Origin of the sequence: Kineothrix sp. IPX-CK (assembly GCF_039134705.1) — a bacterium.
Classification (GTDB): domain Bacteria; phylum Bacillota; class Clostridia; order Lachnospirales; family Lachnospiraceae; genus Kineothrix; species Kineothrix sedimenti.
Map to the genome: position 1 here is coordinate 4,515,563 of NZ_CP146256.1, position 17,154 is coordinate 4,532,716.

Annotated in this window: 16 protein-coding genes; 3 read left to right on the plus strand and 13 right to left on the minus strand. The window is 41.9% G+C overall.

The features are described 5' to 3' along the window. Positions 1–6: 6 nt before the first annotated feature. Entirely contained in the window at positions 7–1,080 is a 1,074-nt protein-coding gene (gene uxuA / locus V6984_RS21375; RefSeq protein WP_342757615.1) for a mannonate dehydratase, read from the minus strand. A gap of 128 nt (positions 1,081–1,208) precedes the next feature. On the opposite strand from uxuA, the gene V6984_RS21380 reads away from it, so the two are divergent. Together V6984_RS21380 and V6984_RS21385 are read left to right on the plus strand one after the other, a co-directional pair. Continuing rightward, on the plus strand, positions 1,209–2,120 hold the full coding sequence (locus V6984_RS21380; RefSeq protein ID WP_342757616.1) for an AraC family transcriptional regulator: 912 nt from the start codon (positions 1,209–1,211) through the stop codon (positions 2,118–2,120). A gap of 15 nt (positions 2,121–2,135) precedes the next feature. After that, positions 2,136–2,531 carry an iron chaperone gene (locus V6984_RS21385; RefSeq protein ID WP_342757617.1) on the plus strand — a complete coding sequence of 132 codons (396 nt, stop codon included), beginning with the start codon at positions 2,136–2,138 and terminating at the stop codon, positions 2,529–2,531. On the opposite strand, the gene V6984_RS21390 is transcribed toward V6984_RS21385, so the two are convergent. Genes V6984_RS21390 through V6984_RS21420 form a run of 7 tightly spaced genes read right to left on the minus strand, consistent with a single transcriptional unit; the run spans position 2,523 to position 8,117 of the window. Next, the gene (locus tag V6984_RS21390) at positions 2,523–3,563 is read right to left on the minus strand and encodes a MupG family TIM beta-alpha barrel fold protein (protein WP_342757618.1); all 1,041 of its coding nucleotides are present in this window, start codon (positions 3,561–3,563) and stop codon (positions 2,523–2,525) included. The genes V6984_RS21385 and V6984_RS21390 overlap by 9 nt on opposite strands. Further along, a complete protein-coding gene (gene murQ, locus V6984_RS21395) occupies positions 3,560–4,465 on the minus strand; it encodes an N-acetylmuramic acid 6-phosphate etherase (RefSeq protein WP_342757619.1) in 906 nt (301 codons plus the stop codon). Before murQ ends, V6984_RS21390 begins: the two co-directional genes overlap by 4 nt. A gap of 5 nt (positions 4,466–4,470) precedes the next feature. Further along, positions 4,471–4,809 (minus strand): PTS lactose/cellobiose transporter subunit IIA, encoded by a 339-nt coding sequence (locus V6984_RS21400; RefSeq protein WP_342757620.1) that lies wholly within the window; start codon positions 4,807–4,809, stop codon positions 4,471–4,473. A 3-nt stretch (positions 4,810–4,812) separates the two neighbouring features. Further along, entirely contained in the window at positions 4,813–5,115 is a 303-nt protein-coding gene (locus V6984_RS21405) for a PTS sugar transporter subunit IIB (RefSeq protein WP_342757621.1), read from the minus strand. 26 nt (positions 5,116–5,141) lie between these two features. After that, positions 5,142–5,816 carry a PIG-L family deacetylase gene (locus V6984_RS21410; protein ID WP_342757622.1) on the minus strand — a complete coding sequence of 225 codons (675 nt, stop codon included), beginning with the start codon at positions 5,814–5,816 and terminating at the stop codon, positions 5,142–5,144. A gap of 13 nt (positions 5,817–5,829) precedes the next feature. Next, positions 5,830–6,774, minus strand: coding sequence for a GNAT family N-acetyltransferase (locus tag V6984_RS21415; protein ID WP_342757623.1), 945 nt, complete (start codon positions 6,772–6,774; stop codon positions 5,830–5,832). After that, positions 6,774–8,117 (minus strand): PTS sugar transporter subunit IIC, encoded by a 1,344-nt coding sequence (locus V6984_RS21420; RefSeq protein ID WP_342757624.1) that lies wholly within the window; start codon positions 8,115–8,117, stop codon positions 6,774–6,776. Before V6984_RS21420 ends, V6984_RS21415 begins: the two co-directional genes overlap by 1 nt. Positions 8,118–8,413: 296 nt before the next feature. On the opposite strand from V6984_RS21420, the gene V6984_RS21425 reads away from it, so the two are divergent. Next, complete coding sequence (locus V6984_RS21425; RefSeq protein WP_342757625.1) at positions 8,414–9,172, plus strand: MurR/RpiR family transcriptional regulator; 759 nt, start codon at positions 8,414–8,416, stop codon at positions 9,170–9,172. 99 nt (positions 9,173–9,271) lie between these two features. Here V6984_RS21425 and V6984_RS21430 read toward each other — a convergent pair whose 3' ends face one another. From V6984_RS21430 to V6984_RS21450, 5 genes are all read right to left on the minus strand, one after another. Next, positions 9,272–10,969, minus strand: a complete 1,698-nt coding sequence (locus tag V6984_RS21430) for a sugar ABC transporter substrate-binding protein (RefSeq protein WP_342757626.1) — start codon at positions 10,967–10,969, stop codon at positions 9,272–9,274. An 86-nt stretch (positions 10,970–11,055) separates the two neighbouring features. Then, positions 11,056–11,934 (minus strand): carbohydrate ABC transporter permease, encoded by an 879-nt coding sequence (locus V6984_RS21435; protein ID WP_342757627.1) that lies wholly within the window; start codon positions 11,932–11,934, stop codon positions 11,056–11,058. A 15-nt stretch (positions 11,935–11,949) separates the two neighbouring features. Further along, positions 11,950–12,888, minus strand: coding sequence for an ABC transporter permease (locus V6984_RS21440; RefSeq protein ID WP_342757628.1), 939 nt, complete (start codon positions 12,886–12,888; stop codon positions 11,950–11,952). A gap of 48 nt (positions 12,889–12,936) precedes the next feature. Then, positions 12,937–14,955, minus strand: coding sequence for an alpha-glucuronidase (locus V6984_RS21445; RefSeq protein WP_342757629.1), 2,019 nt, complete (start codon positions 14,953–14,955; stop codon positions 12,937–12,939). Between the two features lie 21 nt (positions 14,956–14,976). After that, positions 14,977–17,115 carry a glycoside hydrolase family 3 C-terminal domain-containing protein gene (locus V6984_RS21450; protein ID WP_342757630.1) on the minus strand — a complete coding sequence of 713 codons (2,139 nt, stop codon included), beginning with the start codon at positions 17,113–17,115 and terminating at the stop codon, positions 14,977–14,979. Positions 17,116–17,154 lie beyond the last annotated feature (39 nt).

A 17,154-nucleotide genomic window follows, 5' to 3' on the forward strand; every position in this document is an offset into this window, starting at 1 on the left:
TTAATCTCACTTCCTGCTCTCCTCTTTCTCGATGGCTTCCCACAAGCCATTCAGATAGGCCGCTCCTAACGCACGGTCATACAGTCCGTATCCGGGCATTGCGACCTCTCCCCATATCATACGTCCATGGTCGGGACGGACAGGTCCGGTAAATTTAATATCATAGAGTGCCTTCATGATCTCGTACATATCGAAGGATCCGTCTCTGGAAAGATGAGCGGATTCTTCGAAATCATCAGGACTGTTGAATTTCAGATTACGTACATGGGCAAAATGTATCCTTCCCTCTAAAGCGCGAATCATGCCCGGAAGGTCATTTTCCAGATTGGTTCCATAGGAACCTGAGCAAAATGTCACCCCATTATGAGGATTATCTACCATTTTCACCATACGCAGGATGTTAGGCTGATTGATAATAATACGGGGAAGTCCGAACACGCTCCATGCAGGGTCATCGGGATGTATCGCCATGTTAATGTCATACTTGTCACAAACAGGCATAATTCTTTCGAGGAAATATTTCAGATTTTCAAATAGCCTCTCTCCGTCGATATTCTTGTACATTGCAAATAATTCTTTGATTTTCTTCATCCGCTCCGGTTCCCAGCCGGGCATGATCGCACCGCCTAAATCTCCTGCGATGGAGTCGAACATGTCCTCGGGATTTAATGCGTCTACAGCCGCCTGATTATAAGCGAGCACCGTAGAGCCATCAGGCCGCACACGGGCAAGTTCGGTACGGGTCCAGTCAAATACGGGCATAAAGTTGTAGCATACGAGATGAATGTCCTCCTTACCCAGATTCTCAAGTGTTTCAATATAATTATCAATATATTGGTCTCTTTCCTCTGTACCTGCTTTAATGGCTTCATGGATATTTACACTCTCGATTCCCGATATATGAAGGCCGGAGCCTTCTACTTCCTCTTTTAACGCACGAATCCTCTCCCTGCTCCATACTTCTCCCGGGGCTGTATCATATAATGTTGTGATGACTCCTGTTACTCCGGGTATTTGCCTGATTTGATTCAGCGTAACAGTGTCAAATTTTGAACCAAACCACCTTAATGTCATTTCCATAGTCAACAGTTCCTCTCTCTAACAATAGTTTGTTTATAAATTTCATTATAAATTGCGGGCAGGAAAAGTCTATTGACAGAGTTGCTGCTCATATTGTAAAAGTTGCGGTTTGGTGGTATACTGTAAGTATGAAAAAGAATTTAAGAGCTGAATTTACGAAAAGACAATACATGCTTTCCGAAGATTTCGAAATATATTATTATAACGATAGAAATCTTCCGCAGGGAAAAATTCATATGCATGGTTACCATGAATTCTATTTTTTTCTGGAGGGAGATGTGTCCATCCGGATCGAGGATCAGATCTGGGAACTGAGGCCGGGCGACATCGTATTAATTCCCCCCAGGACATATCATCAGGCGGTGATACATGATTCGGGCAGGCCTTACAGAAGGTTTGTTCTTTGGATCAGCGAAGAATATTGCAATCAGCTTCGAGAACTGTCTGAGGATTACCTTTATTTCATGAAGCATGTATCGGATACAGGAGAATACATTATCCACAACGATGTCATCGCTTTTAATACGATTCAGGCAAAGGTGTTCGGGCTTCTGGAGGAGATTCATGGGCAGCGGTTCGGAAAGAATGTCCGAATTGCGCTAGGCATCAACGGTCTAATCATACATCTGAACCGGATAATATATGATCAAAGACATATAAAATACTCGGAGGATGGGAATAATTTATATCAGAATCTGATCTATTACATTGAAGAGCACTTGGAGGAGGTACTTACGCTGGATGTAATTGCAAATGAATTTTTCGTGAGCAAGTATCATATTTCCCATATTTTCAAAGACAGCATGGGAATATCCGTCCATCAGTATATTCTCAAAAAGAGGCTGTTTGCCTGTAAGGAAGCACTGCTAGGAAATGCTAATATCAGCGAAGTATACCAGTCCTTTGGTTTCAAGGACTATTCTAGTTTTTACAGAGCATTTAAAAAGGAGTTCGGGGTTTCGCCAAAAGAATTCAAAGATACGAAATTTGAGCTGAAAGCACAGTGTTTGGGTGCGTATAAAAAAGATAAAATACGTTAAATAAGGAGGCAGCAGATGAAAGAACAATCAAATAATACCAATAAAGCTAACCATCGCAATGATCCGGCAAAAACAATCGACGAATATATTGCCGCACAGCCGGAGAGCGTTCAGCCGCTTTTGCATCTGGTAAGGAATACGATTCGGACTGCAATTCCGGATGCAGAAGAACGAATATCATGGCAAATGCCCACATATTGGAACAAACACAATATCATCCATTTCGCATCGTTCAAAAATCATATCGGAATATATCCCGGCGAAAAAGCCATGGTACATTTCTTACCAAGACTTGCGGAATATAAAACAAGTAAAGGTGCATTGCAGCTTCCGCATAGCAAGCCGCTTCCGTTGGAGCTGATTGCCGAAATTGCTAAATGGAGCTATGAAATGGAGAAAAGCCTATATTAATTTAATCCCCATTCCATTTTTAATATAGGGAAGATACTTTAAATATGCCGAATCCACATGACCAATTACGTTTACCCTTTCATCCTGGGGTAAATCCTGTCTAGCTATTTCAACTTCTCCCTCGTATCTTAAATACTTACCATTGGAGATGCAAATACTTCCTTTTTTACGTTCAATACAGTTCTCCGGCTGAATTCTGTTTTTTAGCATCCGCGACTCCGTAGAACGGAAAATAAAGCCGCTGGAGTCAATGCGATCGTGATGAATCATATCGGAAATGAAATGATATTTTTCATTCAACTTTGCCTTTATCTCGATAGTATTCTGATTTAATGTCTCAATATTTTTCCATGCTTCTTCTGATATATCAACATCTCCGACCATAACCATATCGCATTTTGCATCAAAATACAGTTCCAGTATATGTAACATAATATCCTTCTTATTAAAACGATGTTCCTCTACTGTAGGCAATCCTGCATACAATGGCCCTCTCATTGTCATATCTCCACATACGAATGCCATTGTCTGAAGGCCTTCCATTTTTAAGTTTTCGTTAATCTCATGTACTCTTTCAATAGAAAGCCCTGTATATTCCTTTGGATAATAATTATGGCAGGCAATGAATTTTGACAAATCAGCTTTGGCATTTTTCCAGCCTTGTATGTCTTTTGCAGTGACTGTAGACGCATTTACCACAATTTGAAATACCTTTGACAGCCTTGCTATTTCTTCCGGCAAATATCCGTAATCCAGTCTTATTGATGTAATTCCCCAGGTTTCTAATTCTTCTATTGTATTACAAGACAGTTTTTTTACCGTCTCAGGACTGGCGTCTGCAATCAGTTGTATTCCAAACTCTTTACACTTTTCCAGAAGACTTTTGGTTCCTATTTCATAATCATCAACATCTTCTTCCGGAATTTGCAAAGACGTAAATGCATAAGAAATCTTCGCTGCTTTTGCTTTTTTTAAGATTTCTATATTCATATCCATGTTTGTACCTAAATAAATGGAAATTCCTATCTTCACTCTTTATTCTCCCTTATTGCCTTACGAATGCTTCCATGAGCGGACTTTAATATATCCTTTGCTTCATCTGCGGGCTTATTTAATAGAGACATTGTTATTGCCAATTTGGCACTTCCGTTAGCTTCTTTTAATAATCTCTTGGCCTTTTCTCTGTCAGATGAGGTTGCACTCATTACAATATTTTCTGTCCTGACCGCTAATTTTTCATTGGTATTTTGTAGATCGATCATTAAATTTTCGTATACTTTTCCAATTTTAACCATACTTCCTGTAGAAATCATATTCAGAATCATTTTTTGTGCAGTCCCTGCTTTTAATCTTGTAGAACCGGTCAGTATCTCCGGGCCGGTAACAGGCTCTATGGCTATATCTGCCTCTTTTCCTATGATGGAATCCTTATTACACGCTATGGCGGCTGTTTTACATCCTATGCTCGATGCATACTTTAATCCGTATAATACATAAGGGGTTCTGCCGCTTGCGGACAATCCAATCACCATATCTCTTGGTGACAGTCTCTGTTCTTTTAAATCTGCTTCCGCAAGTATCTTACTGTCCTCTGCCCCCTCCACCGCATGAAAAAGTGCCTCTCTTCCTCCTGCTATAATACCGGTCACCAATTCCTCTGACACCCCGAAGGTTGGCGGACATTCACTGGCGTCCAGAACTCCCAGACGCCCTGATGTTCCGGCACCGATATAAATCATCCGCCCCTGTTGGTCAAGTGTTTCCGCCGCCATATCAATGGCATCCGCAATCTGTGGTATCACTGCCCGAACCGCTTTTACCACATTTTCATCTTCTTTATTTGCGGCTGTAGCAATTTCCATAGAACTCATACTATCCAGATTCATCGTATCCATATTTCTTTTTTCTGTTGTATATACTGCCAAATTCAGCATTTCATTTATACCTTTCCAATTATGCCTTTTTCTTGCAAGATTTTGTATAATTCTATGAATTCCTCTGCCAGAATTCCAAATGCTTCCGCACTCATCAATTGATCTTCCGCATGCATCAAAAGCATTTGGTAACTTTCTATATCCAGCTCTTTGCATGCTGATTTCTGTATCAAATCCATGTGCACATGATGTCCTTCATTAAATTGGTCTTTTCCGCACTTTATTAATTCATTTGATTTATCAAAGTCCCCATGCCTAGCCTGTTCAATTGCTTCTATATAGCTGCTTCTGGCACTTCCGACATAAGAAATAATCTCAAATAAAATAGATTCAAAGTTTTCCATCCTCTATTCTCCCATAAGCTGTCTGGCCTGCATCAATGCACCTTTTCCATCGACCATTCCATAAATTCGCATGTCTATTGCTTCAATTATTTTTTCAGAATATTCTTTCTTCAGTTTATTAGTCATATATTTTACCTGTGGGCCTAATAAAACAATGTCTGCCTCAGGAATTACTGCCGATGCATCTGCTATAGGATATGCATTTATTTCACATGGATAATTATCTGCTTTTGCAGCGTCCCGCATACGGGATACCAGCAGACTTGTCGACATTCCTGCCACACATACCAAAACAATTTTTTTCATATTGCAAACCCGCCTTTCTTTTTCCCCTACTCATTATCGATTAATGCTCCATGCATATATGCTTTTACAAGTCCATGGCTTCCTGCTTCAATCGCTCTTACAGTCGCCATAGAATGATAATAGTCATAATATGGAACATCATTAACCTTACCGTTAAAGATCTTATAATGCTGTAATCCCTCAAACCAGGTTTTCATCTTTGATTCACTCATACTTACATATACAGTTGGAATAAATCCAGCCAAATCTTCACAATTCTCTCCATAATAAAGCTGTATCGGATTTCCTTCAGAATGAAGTATTCTTACCGCCTGCGTTACTGCCTCATAAGTATAATAGTGCCTGGGATGTAATGTTCCACGCGCATGAGTTATTACGCAATCTACTTTTTCCCTTCTTAAGTATTCCAATATTATATCCTTAAATTCTTCCACGACCGGCAATTCCGCCGATATGTAATCCATACTAAAGCTATCGCACCCCATAGCAGCAGCCACACTTTTATTCTCGTCGTTCAACGCGTCCTCATACGCCTTTTTCTCTTCCTCAGTTGCTGCCGGATCTGTAAGGCGCCCTTTCGTCACATGTACGAATGTACAGGCAGCTCCCTGCTCAGCGTATTTTATCATCATTGGTCCGCCCATAAGCTCTGCATCCAATGGATGTGCACCAACAGATACGATTCTATTGTATTTTGCCATTCCAATATTCCTCCTATATTTTTTTACGGTAGAGCTGGTATGTTCTATATGTACTCATTCCATGACGTTCATAGAATCTCATCGCCGCACCATGAGTCCATAAAAAATATGCGTAAAAAATTCCTCTTTTCTGCATTTCTCTCATCTGTAAATCAAACAAGATTCCTCCAATTCCTTTTGAGCGAATGGATTCTTTTACTCCGATAGGTCCAAATCTCGCATCATTGCCATCGATCTTCCGCATACAATATCCGATTACCTGATCTTCTATGCCTGTTGCGATCAGAATAGTATCTTCCGCTTCCCCATTACGAATTGCCTGTAGAATATTCCTTACCCAGCCGGCATCAAATTCAGCTTCAGCAAAAGCTAACAGTTTTTCCATATAGGAAATCGAATATTTATTGAAACTTATTCCTTCTCCTTTCAATCGTTCTATCATCTCTTGAGTTTTCTCCGGAATACTATAAGTAAATAAGTCCTTTTGCATACTTACGGCATCCAATCCTTTTACATAGCCATTTTGTTCAAAAAAAGACAGTGCCCTTTCATATTTCAGATCGACTCCTGGGGTAAAATAATTTGGACTATAAGCACATAGCGTGATTTCTTTTACCTTTTCTTTCTTCAAACGTTTTTCCTCTTCATTTAACAGCGCTTTTCCATATCCTTTTCCTTGATACTTAGTCAGAACAAACATAATACTGATCCAACCTCTGTTCTCCTCAAGACCTCGTGTCAAATATGGATATTTTCTTTTAATTCCCAGACAAAATCCTATCACCTTATCCTCTACAAGTAAAACGAGAGCTAAATCGGGATCAAAATTTTCATCCATTAAAATCTGCTGCAAAAATCTTTCTTCACTGATCGGATCAAAAATTAATGTCTCATTCCACCTAGTAACAAGCTGCTCCATATATTCCTGCTTATATGGCTTTATTTGATATTCTTCCATTATTTATCCTCGCCGTGTTCCGCTTCGTATTGTTCTTCTTCTTTTAAAATCTGCCTCTCCATTACTTTGAAAAAAGGTAGAAACATAAAGAAAATAATCGCAATGTTTATTAAAGTAATTATCGGAGCTACGATATTAAACCCACTGCCGATAAAGGAGGCCAATGGCGCAGGCATGGTCCACACGGTCATTGCAATAATGGGCGGAGTGATTCCTAATACTCCAAGAATGGCATTAAAAATGTAAAGCACAGTAAATCCGAGCACCCACGGAACAAACATAAGTGGGTTTAACACGATTGGCAATCCATACATAACCGGTTCTGCTATATTGAAAATAGTTCCGGGAAGAGATAACTTTCCTAATACTTTAAAACGTTTCACTTTACTCATACAGCAAAGAAGTGCTATCGGAAATACCGAACATCTTACATAAAAATTAATCCATTGCTCTGTAAACATAAATGGTATATCCTGATGTGCCGCAAATGCATTAATATTATCGGTTATCATAGTCGTCCAGATTGGCTGCATAACAGAAGAGACAATATTCGATCCATGTAATCCCACAAACCAAAGAATTCTATCCAAAACAAAACCAATTCCCTGTGCGACCGGCCCGCTTCCTCCTACTACCAGATATGCCGTCCCCTTATTTAACATACTCAGAAAATCAAAGGCCCCCAAACCTTGTCCAATCAAAGTACAAAATATAATAACCGCGCAAACCGGAATCATACCGGTAAATGCCGATGCTATCATCGGAGGTACTGCTTCAGGCATCTTAATCGTAATCTTTCTTCCAATCAGGAATCTGTAAATCTCTACTGCGAAAATACTGATCAATAATCCTCCAAATAAGCTGGGAGAGCCCAGGATATATGCCGGCCAGTCAAAATTTTCACTGAGTTTTGAAAAATCAATAAAGCTGAGAAATGCTATCATAGCCACGACTGCAGATGTTACCGCAGTAACATTGGAATCTTTCTTGCTATAATAATCTCCGAGGAAGTAACCATTCAGCATAGCCGCAATCAATGCCAGCAGGTTGATTGTCACGAAAACAATCTGAAGAAGCCACGGCCTGCACGGAGTAATCACACTATCAATCGCCTGGGCAACACCAGGCATATTTAATCCGGTTCCCTCAGCGAACAATCCGCTCAGATTTAAAATAAGAGTTGCCGTCGCACCTAATACCATGTACGGCATCAATGTTATAAAAGTTCTCTGCAGCGCTTCAAGATACCGTACCTGTGACAGTCTCAACAGGGGTGGTGCAATCTTTTGCTCAATAAAATCTGTGGTTTTTTCCAATGCTGTTTTTTTTGCTTGCTTTTCCATATAGAATACCTTACCCTCTCTAAATTTTGCTTTTGTTTTATTTTTTTAATTATATTATACTTCTGACATCATTTCAATAAATTTCTCAATTATTTTGGTAAATTTACCAAAATTAATTTTTTTACAAAGAAACAGTCTTTTTATCAGGGAAGAAAACCGACGATATTATAATGAATTAAAGAATCGAAGGACATAATAACAAGGTGTTATCCATAGAAAAAACGATGCATTAGATTTTATGATATGTTATAATTTTCATAGTTATAATATTATTTCAATACATACGGAGAAATTATATGAACCCTATAGAGTTAATTAATTTACATGAATCAGAATTTACAAAATCGGATGAGAAAATAAAAACATATGTCATTAATAATCCGGACTATGTGTCATCCTATCCTATTATTAATGTTGCCGCTAAAGCAGGCGTGTCCAAATCTGCCCTGCTGCGTTTCTGCCAAAAGCTGGGGTATAATGGATATTCTGAATTTAAATATGAGGTTTCCAAATATCTCTTATCCGGTAATTTTAAAAATCCGACCGTTGTTAAATCTAATATGGATATCATTGAAAATTACTTGAGTTGTATACAAAAGATTCCAGACGGTATAAGTGAAGACAGGTTTATTTCTTTCGGCAACTATATTACCAACGCTTCCCGCATACGAATTTTCGGCCTTCATGAAAGCGGCCTTTCCGCCACCTATTTTACTTATCGTCTTTCCGCGCTGGGAATTGATTCCGAAGCAATAACCCATAGTGGTATCTTCAGTGAAAAAGCCTCTTTTTCTACTGCTTCTGATTTTCACATTTTTATATCTGTATCAGGCACTACCGATTGTATCACAGCGGCCGCCAAAACTTCTTTTGACCGCCATACTCCCTGTGCAATTATTACACAGAACAACAAAGCTAAATATTTCAATAAATATGATTGCTTTATCGCTATTCCCTCTCTTAATTTGGATAAAAACCAGTTGTTCCTTGATTCACAGGCAATTTTATTCATTACTATCGACCTGATTATTAATAAGTTATCTAAAATGCTCTGATTTTATTGCCTCGATAAACTTCATGGTCTTTTTTAGAAGCTTTTCCTTCTATATACAAAGAGGGGCTGCCAGAATGCAGCCCCTCTTGTTAATAGCTAATTAATAACCGAGCATAGATTTTGTATTATTAAAGATTTCGTTACACTGATCCGCGTAAGCAGCAGAGCCTAAGCTTTCGCATTCAGCAACGTAAGTATCCCACTGGGCTTCGATATCTGCCTGACCGGTGATGAATTTCAAGGTCCATGCCTTTACACTGTCTATCAAAGGTGTCTTAATTAAATCCATTTCTTCGGTCTCTTCTTCATTACCCATGATCGGAGGATCTACCGGACGTGCTTCCTTATATTCCACAACTCTGTTGGCGTAATCCTTTTCACCTTCTGTATACTTAGAAATCTTTAACCATGTAGGTCCGCCGTATGCGAATACGCCGCCCCCGAAGCCGAAGTCAGCATTTAACAGCTTCTCGGCATCCGGATTGATTCCATTGTATGTAATATCGGAATTCAGAGTGATCGTATCTCCGTCTCTCGTATAGGTTTCCCCTTCAACGCCCCATAAGCACAGGGTCTGACCTTCTTCAGAATACCATAACCAGTCGACGAAACGCAGCATTTTGATGAATCCTTCTTCGCCCAGATCATCGAGTGCATTCTGCGCGATCATGATGCCGTTTTCAAGTCTGGAGTTCTCGATCTGCATGTTACCTGCCGGCCCGCCGGGCTGAACAACCATATAAAGCTCTGCATCGTCTACCTGCATCTGCTGGGTGATATCTGCCAGGTTCTGATAGTTACCGTTAATTACGTAGGTTTCTCCTCTATAGAACTTGGAAAGAGCCGCATCGTCTTCCTGAGAGAAAGACTCGGGGTCCATAATCTTTTCATTCAACAATTTATTAAAGTAGGAAACGAATTCTTTGAAGTTATCTGTAGTTTCAGCAAAGTAGAATTGATTGTTATCCGTATCGAATTTCATGCCGTTTGCTATACCCCATCCGGAGGTCACACCATAGGACACGGCTGCTATATTCAAGGTGGACTCCCCTTTGTGACGATCGGAGAATACATAATCACTGCCCGTATATTCTTTTACCTTCTTAAGGGCCTCATAGAAGTCCTCATAGGTCCAGTTCTTTTCTAATTGTGTAACGTCTACGCCTGCTGCGTCAAATATATCTTTTCTGATGATGTAAGAATAACCTGCACCGGCATTTTCCCAAAGTCCGGGAAGAACGTAGTATTTGCCGTCGGACTTCATTTTCTGCTTTAAGTCGTCTACCATGTTCCAATCCTGAACACATTTCTGGTAATTGGGCATATACTGTACCCAATCGCTGATAGCTACTACCTGACCGCCGTTAACATATGCATTTTCTTCATAAGTCTTTGGAATAATATACGGTGAATCGCCTGAATTAACTAATACGGATTTTTTATCCTCATAATCACTTCTCGCAATTAATGTGAGGTCAAAGCTTACGTTAGTGAGTTCCTGGATTCTCGTCATGATTCTCCAATCATCCTTATAAGGATAATTCTCATGGTCCGAAAACATCATGGAATAGGTTACCGGTTCTTCAGAATGGAAGGTAACTCCGGCACCATATTCATAGCCTTCCGCTTCATCCTCCACTACATCCGTGGTAACCATATCCTCTACGGTTGAAGGTTCTGTCGTTGTTTCCTCGGAAGTAGTTTCTTCCGTCGTCTGCGTTCCTGCGCTCCCGCAGGCAGCAAGCGAAAGTGCCATAGCTGATGCGAGCACAATGGCAAGCACTTTCTTCATTTTCATAACTCATTTCCTCCTTTTAAATGTTAATTGGTTGCTTATTCAATCCAGAATATATCCTCTCTGGTTTAAATACGTTGTTATGTCTCCTAACCCTTGACAGATCCCATCATCATACCCTGCACAAAGTATTTCTGGATGAAAGGGTACACACAAATAATCGGTGCCGCTGTCAATACCATACAGGCTGACTTAACCGTAGCTGCTATCTGGCTGGACTCATCCAGACCGGCTCCTACTTCCTGTGTTCCCATGGCTCCCATAATGAGCTGCCTCAGGTAAAGAGCAATCGGCCATTTATCCTTGCTGTCCAGATAAAGGAAGGGGCTCCACCAGTTGTTCCAGATGCCTACAATGTAGAACAGGAACATTGTTGCTATAATTGGCTTGGATAAAGGAACAATGATTTTTATAAAAATTCCATACGCATTCATTCCGTCTACGGCTGCCGCTTCCTCTAATTCATCCGGCAGCCCTGCAAAAAAAGATTTCATCAATAAAACGTTATAAGCGCTGATCGCTCCCGGAATGACGATTGCCCACATGGTGTCCCGCATATGAAGCGCTTGTGCGACTAATACATAGTTAGGAATCATGCCGCCGGCAAAAAACATGGTAAATACTACAAAGGGCGTGAAAAATCTATTTAACACCAGCCTCTTCTTGGATAAGGGATATGCCAAAACAGCGGTTCCCACTAACGAAATCACAGTTCCCACTACAGAATAGAAAACCGTATTTCCGTAGTATACGAAGAAGTCCTGTTTTCCTAAAATAATACTGTAAGTTCTTGTGGTAAAATCTACGGGGAAAAATGATACTTTTCCTGCATAGATTGCCGCTTCCGAGCTAAAAGACTGCGCCAGCAGATAAAGGAAAGGGTATAAAGTAACAAATACGACAAACAGCATAATAAGAAGATTGAACACCTGAAATACGCGATATCCTTTCGATTCTTTTACTTTCATTTTCTTTCCTCCTTTCTACCACAAACTTGATTCTGTTAGTTTTTTCGATATTAGGTTGGCGCTGATTACCAGAACCAATCCTATGATTCCCTCGAATAAACCGACCGCCGTCGCATAGCTGAACTTTCCGCCCGTAATACCCATCCGGTATACGTAGGTTGCAATAACATCCGCCTTTTCGTAGGTGGAAGGCAAATACAGCAAGATAATCTTTTCGAAGTTGGAACCCATAATACCTCCAATATCCAGAATTAACAAGGTAGTGATCGTCGGAAGTATTCCGGGAATGGTAACATGAAGCGCCTGCTTAAAGCGTCCCGCTCCGTCGATTTTGGCTGCCTCATACAGCTCCGTATTGATGGCGGTCATTGCTGCCAGATAGAGGATAGTTCCCCAGCCGAGTCCCTGCCATACGCCGGAAATAATATAGATAGCCGGAAACCAGTCCGCTTCTTGAATGAAGGAAATCTTATCCAGTCCGAAGTTCGCCATTAAGGTATTGATCGGCCCGGTCAAGGACACGATTTCCTTGATCATGCCGGCAATAATGACCATAGAGATAAAGTGCGGAAGGTAAGATATCGTCTGTACGAATTTCTTCCATCTGATATTTCTTATTTCATTAAGAAGTAAAGCGAATATCAATGTAAGCGGGAATCGCACCACCAGATAGGAAACACTTAGCGTTAACGTATTCCTAAAGGCTCTCCAGAAGGAGGCGTCTCCCATAAACTGCAGGAAATATCTGAGGCCTACCCACTCCGTACCGAAGATATTAGTACCGCCCTTGTATTTACGAAAAGCGATAATATTGCCGAACATGGGCACATATTTGAAGATGATAAAATACAGAATCGGAATGAGCAGGAAGGTATATAACCTCCATTCCTTCTTCAAATGCTTTCTTAAGGAAATCTTTCCCAAATGTTGATTGTTTTCTTTTACTCTTGCCATTTCACTACCTCTTTCTTTGGGTGTTCTTCACCCATTCCAACCGATCGATCAGTAAATCTCTCTTCCCAGTTCATCCATAATACCTGATTTTCTGTAAAAATACGTATTAATCTGATCCCGCCACTCTTTGGAATGTTCCTCCTGATGCAGCAGCCTTTCATCGATTCTTTTGTATATCTTTTCCGGCAATCTGTCTTTTAAAGTTTCAAACTGTTTCCGCATTTGCGCTGCTTCGGCGGCTCCTTCGAAATGTGTGTCATAAATATGCTGAATCAAAGTCTTTCCGTTCTTTAAGCGATATGTATAAGGAACATGGTGGAAAAACAAGAGCAGCTCCTCCGGGCAAGTTTCCATATGGTTATATGCAGAAGCATTAGGCTCGTTGTAAAGCATTGCATATCCCGTTCCTTTATCGCTTCTGTCCACTCCCATACCTAAGTGATCCGCCCTATGGTAGGTTCCCCATCTGTCATATTCGTAGCCGTCTACACTGGGTCCGTAATGATGAGCCGGATTCACCATCCATCCGATTCCCAGAGGTGATGTATATTTCTCGTAAATACCGCGGGAATTTATTAGAATGAAAAGAAGGATTTGTTTTATCTCTTCGTCTTTCCCAAAGGTAAGATCGATCCATTCGGAGGCAATTTCCTCCGCCGTGAGCTCCGGCTCATAGGCGAGCCTTCCGAAACCATATAGGTTTGCTGCCGCTAAATCGTGCCCTGTCCAGTTTGCATCATTTCCCGTGTTAGCCACCGCTGCCATCCCGCAATTGGTATGGCCGAAAGTCCTGCCGGTTACAATATCGCAGACAGTATCCTTCTCCTTCGCCACATAAGTATGGAAATCCATTATTTCCTTAAACATGGGAATCAGATAGCAGACATGTCTCTGCTGTCCCGTATATTCCTGCGCGATCTGTACCTCCAGCATCTGGTTTGTTGCCTTTAAGCCGCCGAACAAGGGAAGCACAGGTTCTCTGACCTGAAAGTCCATGGGTCCGTTCTTTATCTGTAAGATGACATTATCCTTAAATTCTCCGTCGAGGGGCATAAAGTTGTCGTAACCCGATCTGGCTCTGTCCGTTTTCTTGTCCCGCCAGTCCTGCCTGCAGTTATATACAAAGCAGCGCCATATAATCAGTCCGCCGTAAGGCTCCGCCGCTTCCGCCAGCATATTGGCACCGTCCGCGTGGTTTCTCCCGTAGGTAAAGGGTCCGGGCCTTCCTTCCGAATCCGCCTTGATCAAAAACCCGCCCAGATTAGGAATTTTTGTAAATACCTCCGCCATCTTTTCCCTCCACCACTGCTTAATATCCTCCTGCAAGGGATCAGCACTGTCCAAACCGTCAAGCTCCATGGGGGCAGCATAATTCAGACTTAAGAAAAGCCTGATGCCATATCCGGCGAAACTTTCCGACAGTTCCTTTAATTTGTCGAAATATCTGTCGGTTATGAGACATGTGGCGTTGTCCTTCACGTTTACGTTATTGATTACCACAGCATTGATGGAGATGGATGCTAACAGCCTCGCATAGGTCTTGGTTCGTTCATTAACGATGATTTCGTTGTTTTCAAAGAAAAAGGAATTCCCCGAATAACCCCTTTCGATGCTTCCGTCCATATTATCCCAGTGATTCAGCATTCTTAACGGAGCCGCGGGCTCTTTGAAAACATTCAGCCCCTTTAAGGATTTCTCTCTCTGCATCTGCCTGATAAGGGCGAAGGCCCCGTATAAAATGCCCTTTCCATCGGAGGCTTCTATCATAATCCAGTTTTCGTTTTCATAAATATGATAACTCTCCGCCTTCATGCCGGGAACAATACACAGCTTAATTCTGTCTATTATTTCCGCTGACTCCGCATTTTTCTCTTCGGCATCATCGCCCATGGGAGTCTTATGTAGAACCGGTTTCGAACCGGTCATGACCTCCAGGGCCAGGAGCAGTTCTTCCGCTCCATGGGTGGCGGTTGGATTATCACAGTCTGCATATATATGGCGGATTCCGCAAATTTCCTTATTGTTTTCTTTTTTTACATATGTCAGCCATAATTGTTCAAAATTCATATTAATATCCATCCCTTTTTCTTATTCCGCTTTTACCTTCAATACTGCTATCTTCTTGCCGGTAAGAGCTTCACTTCGTTTCTCCGGCTGGGTTCCTCCAATAGATACGAGATATTCGCCCTTCTCCACTCCGGACACGCCGTTTTCATCATAGAGGGCAAACGCTCCTATCGGAAGACTTACGGTGATTTCCTTGCTTTCCCCTGGCTGCAGCGTTATCTTCCTGACTCCTTTTAGTTGAGCGCACGGCGTCCCTTCTCTCAGGGCCTTCACATAGACTTCTACCGTTTCCGTTCCTTCCCTGCTCCCGGTATTGGTAACCGTAGCCTTCACGCTGACTCCGTGCCTGTCAAGCACGCTTTTAGATACCCTTTCATTGCTGTATGTAAATTCCGTATAAGATAACCCGAATCCGAAGGGATACAGCGCTTCATTTACCATATAACGGTAGGTTCTTCCCTTCATTGCATAATCCAGGAAATCAGGAAGTTCCTCTGTCGTTCTGTAGAAGGTTATGGGAAGTTTTCCCTCCGGGTTTCTATCGCCGAACAATATCTGAGCAATGGCCTTCCCTCCCTGAGCTCCGGGGTACCAGCCCTGGAGAATGGCAGGAATGTGTTCATCCGCCCATCCTACCGCCAGCGCACTCCCCGATAAGAGTACAAGGACTACCGGCTTTCCGCTGGCATAAGCGGTTTGTAGAACCTCCTGCTGCATTCCGGGAAGATCCAGATTCGGTTTATCACCGCTGGCATATTGATTTCCCTCATCGCCTTCTTCTCCCTCTAAGCCTGCATCCAAACCAAGACAAACAATTACGATATCGCTGGCGTCACAGACGCCCTTTACTTCTGAAATGCGGTCATTGTTTATTCCCAGTCCACTTATTTTGTCTTTATATAAATGGCAGCCTTCAGAGTACATTACCCTTACTTCTTCGCCTACATAGTCCTGAATTCCTTCCAGGACAGTATAATACCTGGAGGCCGTTCCTTCGTAATTTCCTACCAGTGCTCTTCTGTTATTGGCATTAGGTCCTATCACTCCGATAGTATTTATTTTGGACTTATCTAAGGGGAGCAGATTTTTCTCATTCTTCAGAAGCACTACACATTTTGCAGCAGTCTCCAGATTCAATTGCTGCATTTCCTTGGAATCCACCACGCTGTAAGGAATCTCATCGAAAGGATTCTTTCCCCTATCATCAAATACACCCAGTTTCATTCTTGCAGTAAAAAGGTTAACTACCGCTTCGTCGATTCTTTCCTCCTGCACCATCCCTTTGTTCACAGCATCCACTAGATAAATAAAAAGATTGCCGCAATTTAAATCACAGCCATTGTTCATCGCCATCGCTGCCGACTCTACCGGTCCTGAGGTCACTCCGTGCCCCTGATGGAAATCCTTGATTGCCCAGCAATCCGAAACCACGTGTCCTTGGAAGTTCCATTCACTTCTCAAAATATCCGTCAAAAGCTCTTTGCTTCCGCAGCAGGGTGCTCCGTTTGTTCTATTGTAGGCCCCCATGACCGCTTCCACCTTTCCTTCTTGTACACATGCTTTGAATGCGGGCAGGTAAGTTTCATACAGATCCTGCTTAGATACTACGGCGTTGAAGCTGTGCCTGATATCCTCCGGTCCGCTGTGAACTGCAAAATGCTTAGCGCAGGCTGCCGATTTCATATAGTTCTCATCATGTCCCTGAAGCCCTTGCGTGAACCGCACACCTAACCTGGATGTCAGATACGGGTCTTCTCCAAAAGTTTCATGACCTCTCCCCCATCTGGGATCTCTGAATATATTAACATTGGGGGACCAGAATGTAAGCCCTTTATAAATATCTGTATCTCCGTATTTTTGCTGCATATTGAATTTGGCACGTCCCTCTGTGGAAATGGCATCCGCCACTTTTTCCAAATGGTCTTCATCAAAGGTTGCTGCCATGGAAATCGCCTGAGGAAACACTGTCGCCACACCGGCTCTCGCCACGCCGTGCAAGGCTTCGTTCCACCAGTTATATGCCGGTATTTCCAAACGTTCGATTGCAGGAGCACCGTTCAAAGTCTGAAACACCTTTTCCTCTAATGTCATCTCTGCCACCAGCTTACGGGCACGTTTTCTGAACTCATCTATTTTCGCTTCGTCTCTTATCAGCTCCACGCTATGTTCCTCCTGATATAATGTATCATTTATTTTTTC

What these genes read in the sequence shown, in the direction of transcription:
- uxuA (WP_342757615.1), bottom strand. Translation starts at nt 1,080, where the DNA reads ATGGAAATGACATTAAGGTGGTTTGGTTCAAAATTTGACACTGTTACG.
- V6984_RS21380 (WP_342757616.1), top strand. Translation starts at nt 1,209, where the DNA reads ATGAAAAAGAATTTAAGAGCTGAATTTACGAAAAGACAATACATGCTT.
- V6984_RS21385 (WP_342757617.1), top strand. Translation starts at nt 2,136, where the DNA reads ATGAAAGAACAATCAAATAATACCAATAAAGCTAACCATCGCAATGAT.
- murQ (WP_342757619.1), bottom strand. Translation starts at nt 4,465, where the DNA reads ATGCTGAATTTGGCAGTATATACAACAGAAAAAAGAAATATGGATACG.
- V6984_RS21400 (WP_342757620.1), bottom strand. Translation starts at nt 4,809, where the DNA reads ATGGAAAACTTTGAATCTATTTTATTTGAGATTATTTCTTATGTCGGA.
- V6984_RS21405 (WP_342757621.1), bottom strand. Translation starts at nt 5,115, where the DNA reads ATGAAAAAAATTGTTTTGGTATGTGTGGCAGGAATGTCGACAAGTCTG.
- V6984_RS21410 (WP_342757622.1), bottom strand. Translation starts at nt 5,816, where the DNA reads ATGGCAAAATACAATAGAATCGTATCTGTTGGTGCACATCCATTGGAT.
- V6984_RS21415 (WP_342757623.1), bottom strand. Translation starts at nt 6,774, where the DNA reads ATGGAAGAATATCAAATAAAGCCATATAAGCAGGAATATATGGAGCAG.
- V6984_RS21420 (WP_342757624.1), bottom strand. Translation starts at nt 8,117, where the DNA reads ATGGAAAAGCAAGCAAAAAAAACAGCATTGGAAAAAACCACAGATTTT.
- V6984_RS21425 (WP_342757625.1), top strand. Translation starts at nt 8,414, where the DNA reads ATGAACCCTATAGAGTTAATTAATTTACATGAATCAGAATTTACAAAA.
- V6984_RS21430 (WP_342757626.1), bottom strand. Translation starts at nt 10,969, where the DNA reads ATGAAAATGAAGAAAGTGCTTGCCATTGTGCTCGCATCAGCTATGGCA.
- V6984_RS21435 (WP_342757627.1), bottom strand. Translation starts at nt 11,934, where the DNA reads ATGAAAGTAAAAGAATCGAAAGGATATCGCGTATTTCAGGTGTTCAAT.
- V6984_RS21440 (WP_342757628.1), bottom strand. Translation starts at nt 12,888, where the DNA reads ATGGCAAGAGTAAAAGAAAACAATCAACATTTGGGAAAGATTTCCTTA.
- V6984_RS21445 (WP_342757629.1), bottom strand. Translation starts at nt 14,955, where the DNA reads ATGAATTTTGAACAATTATGGCTGACATATGTAAAAAAAGAAAACAAT.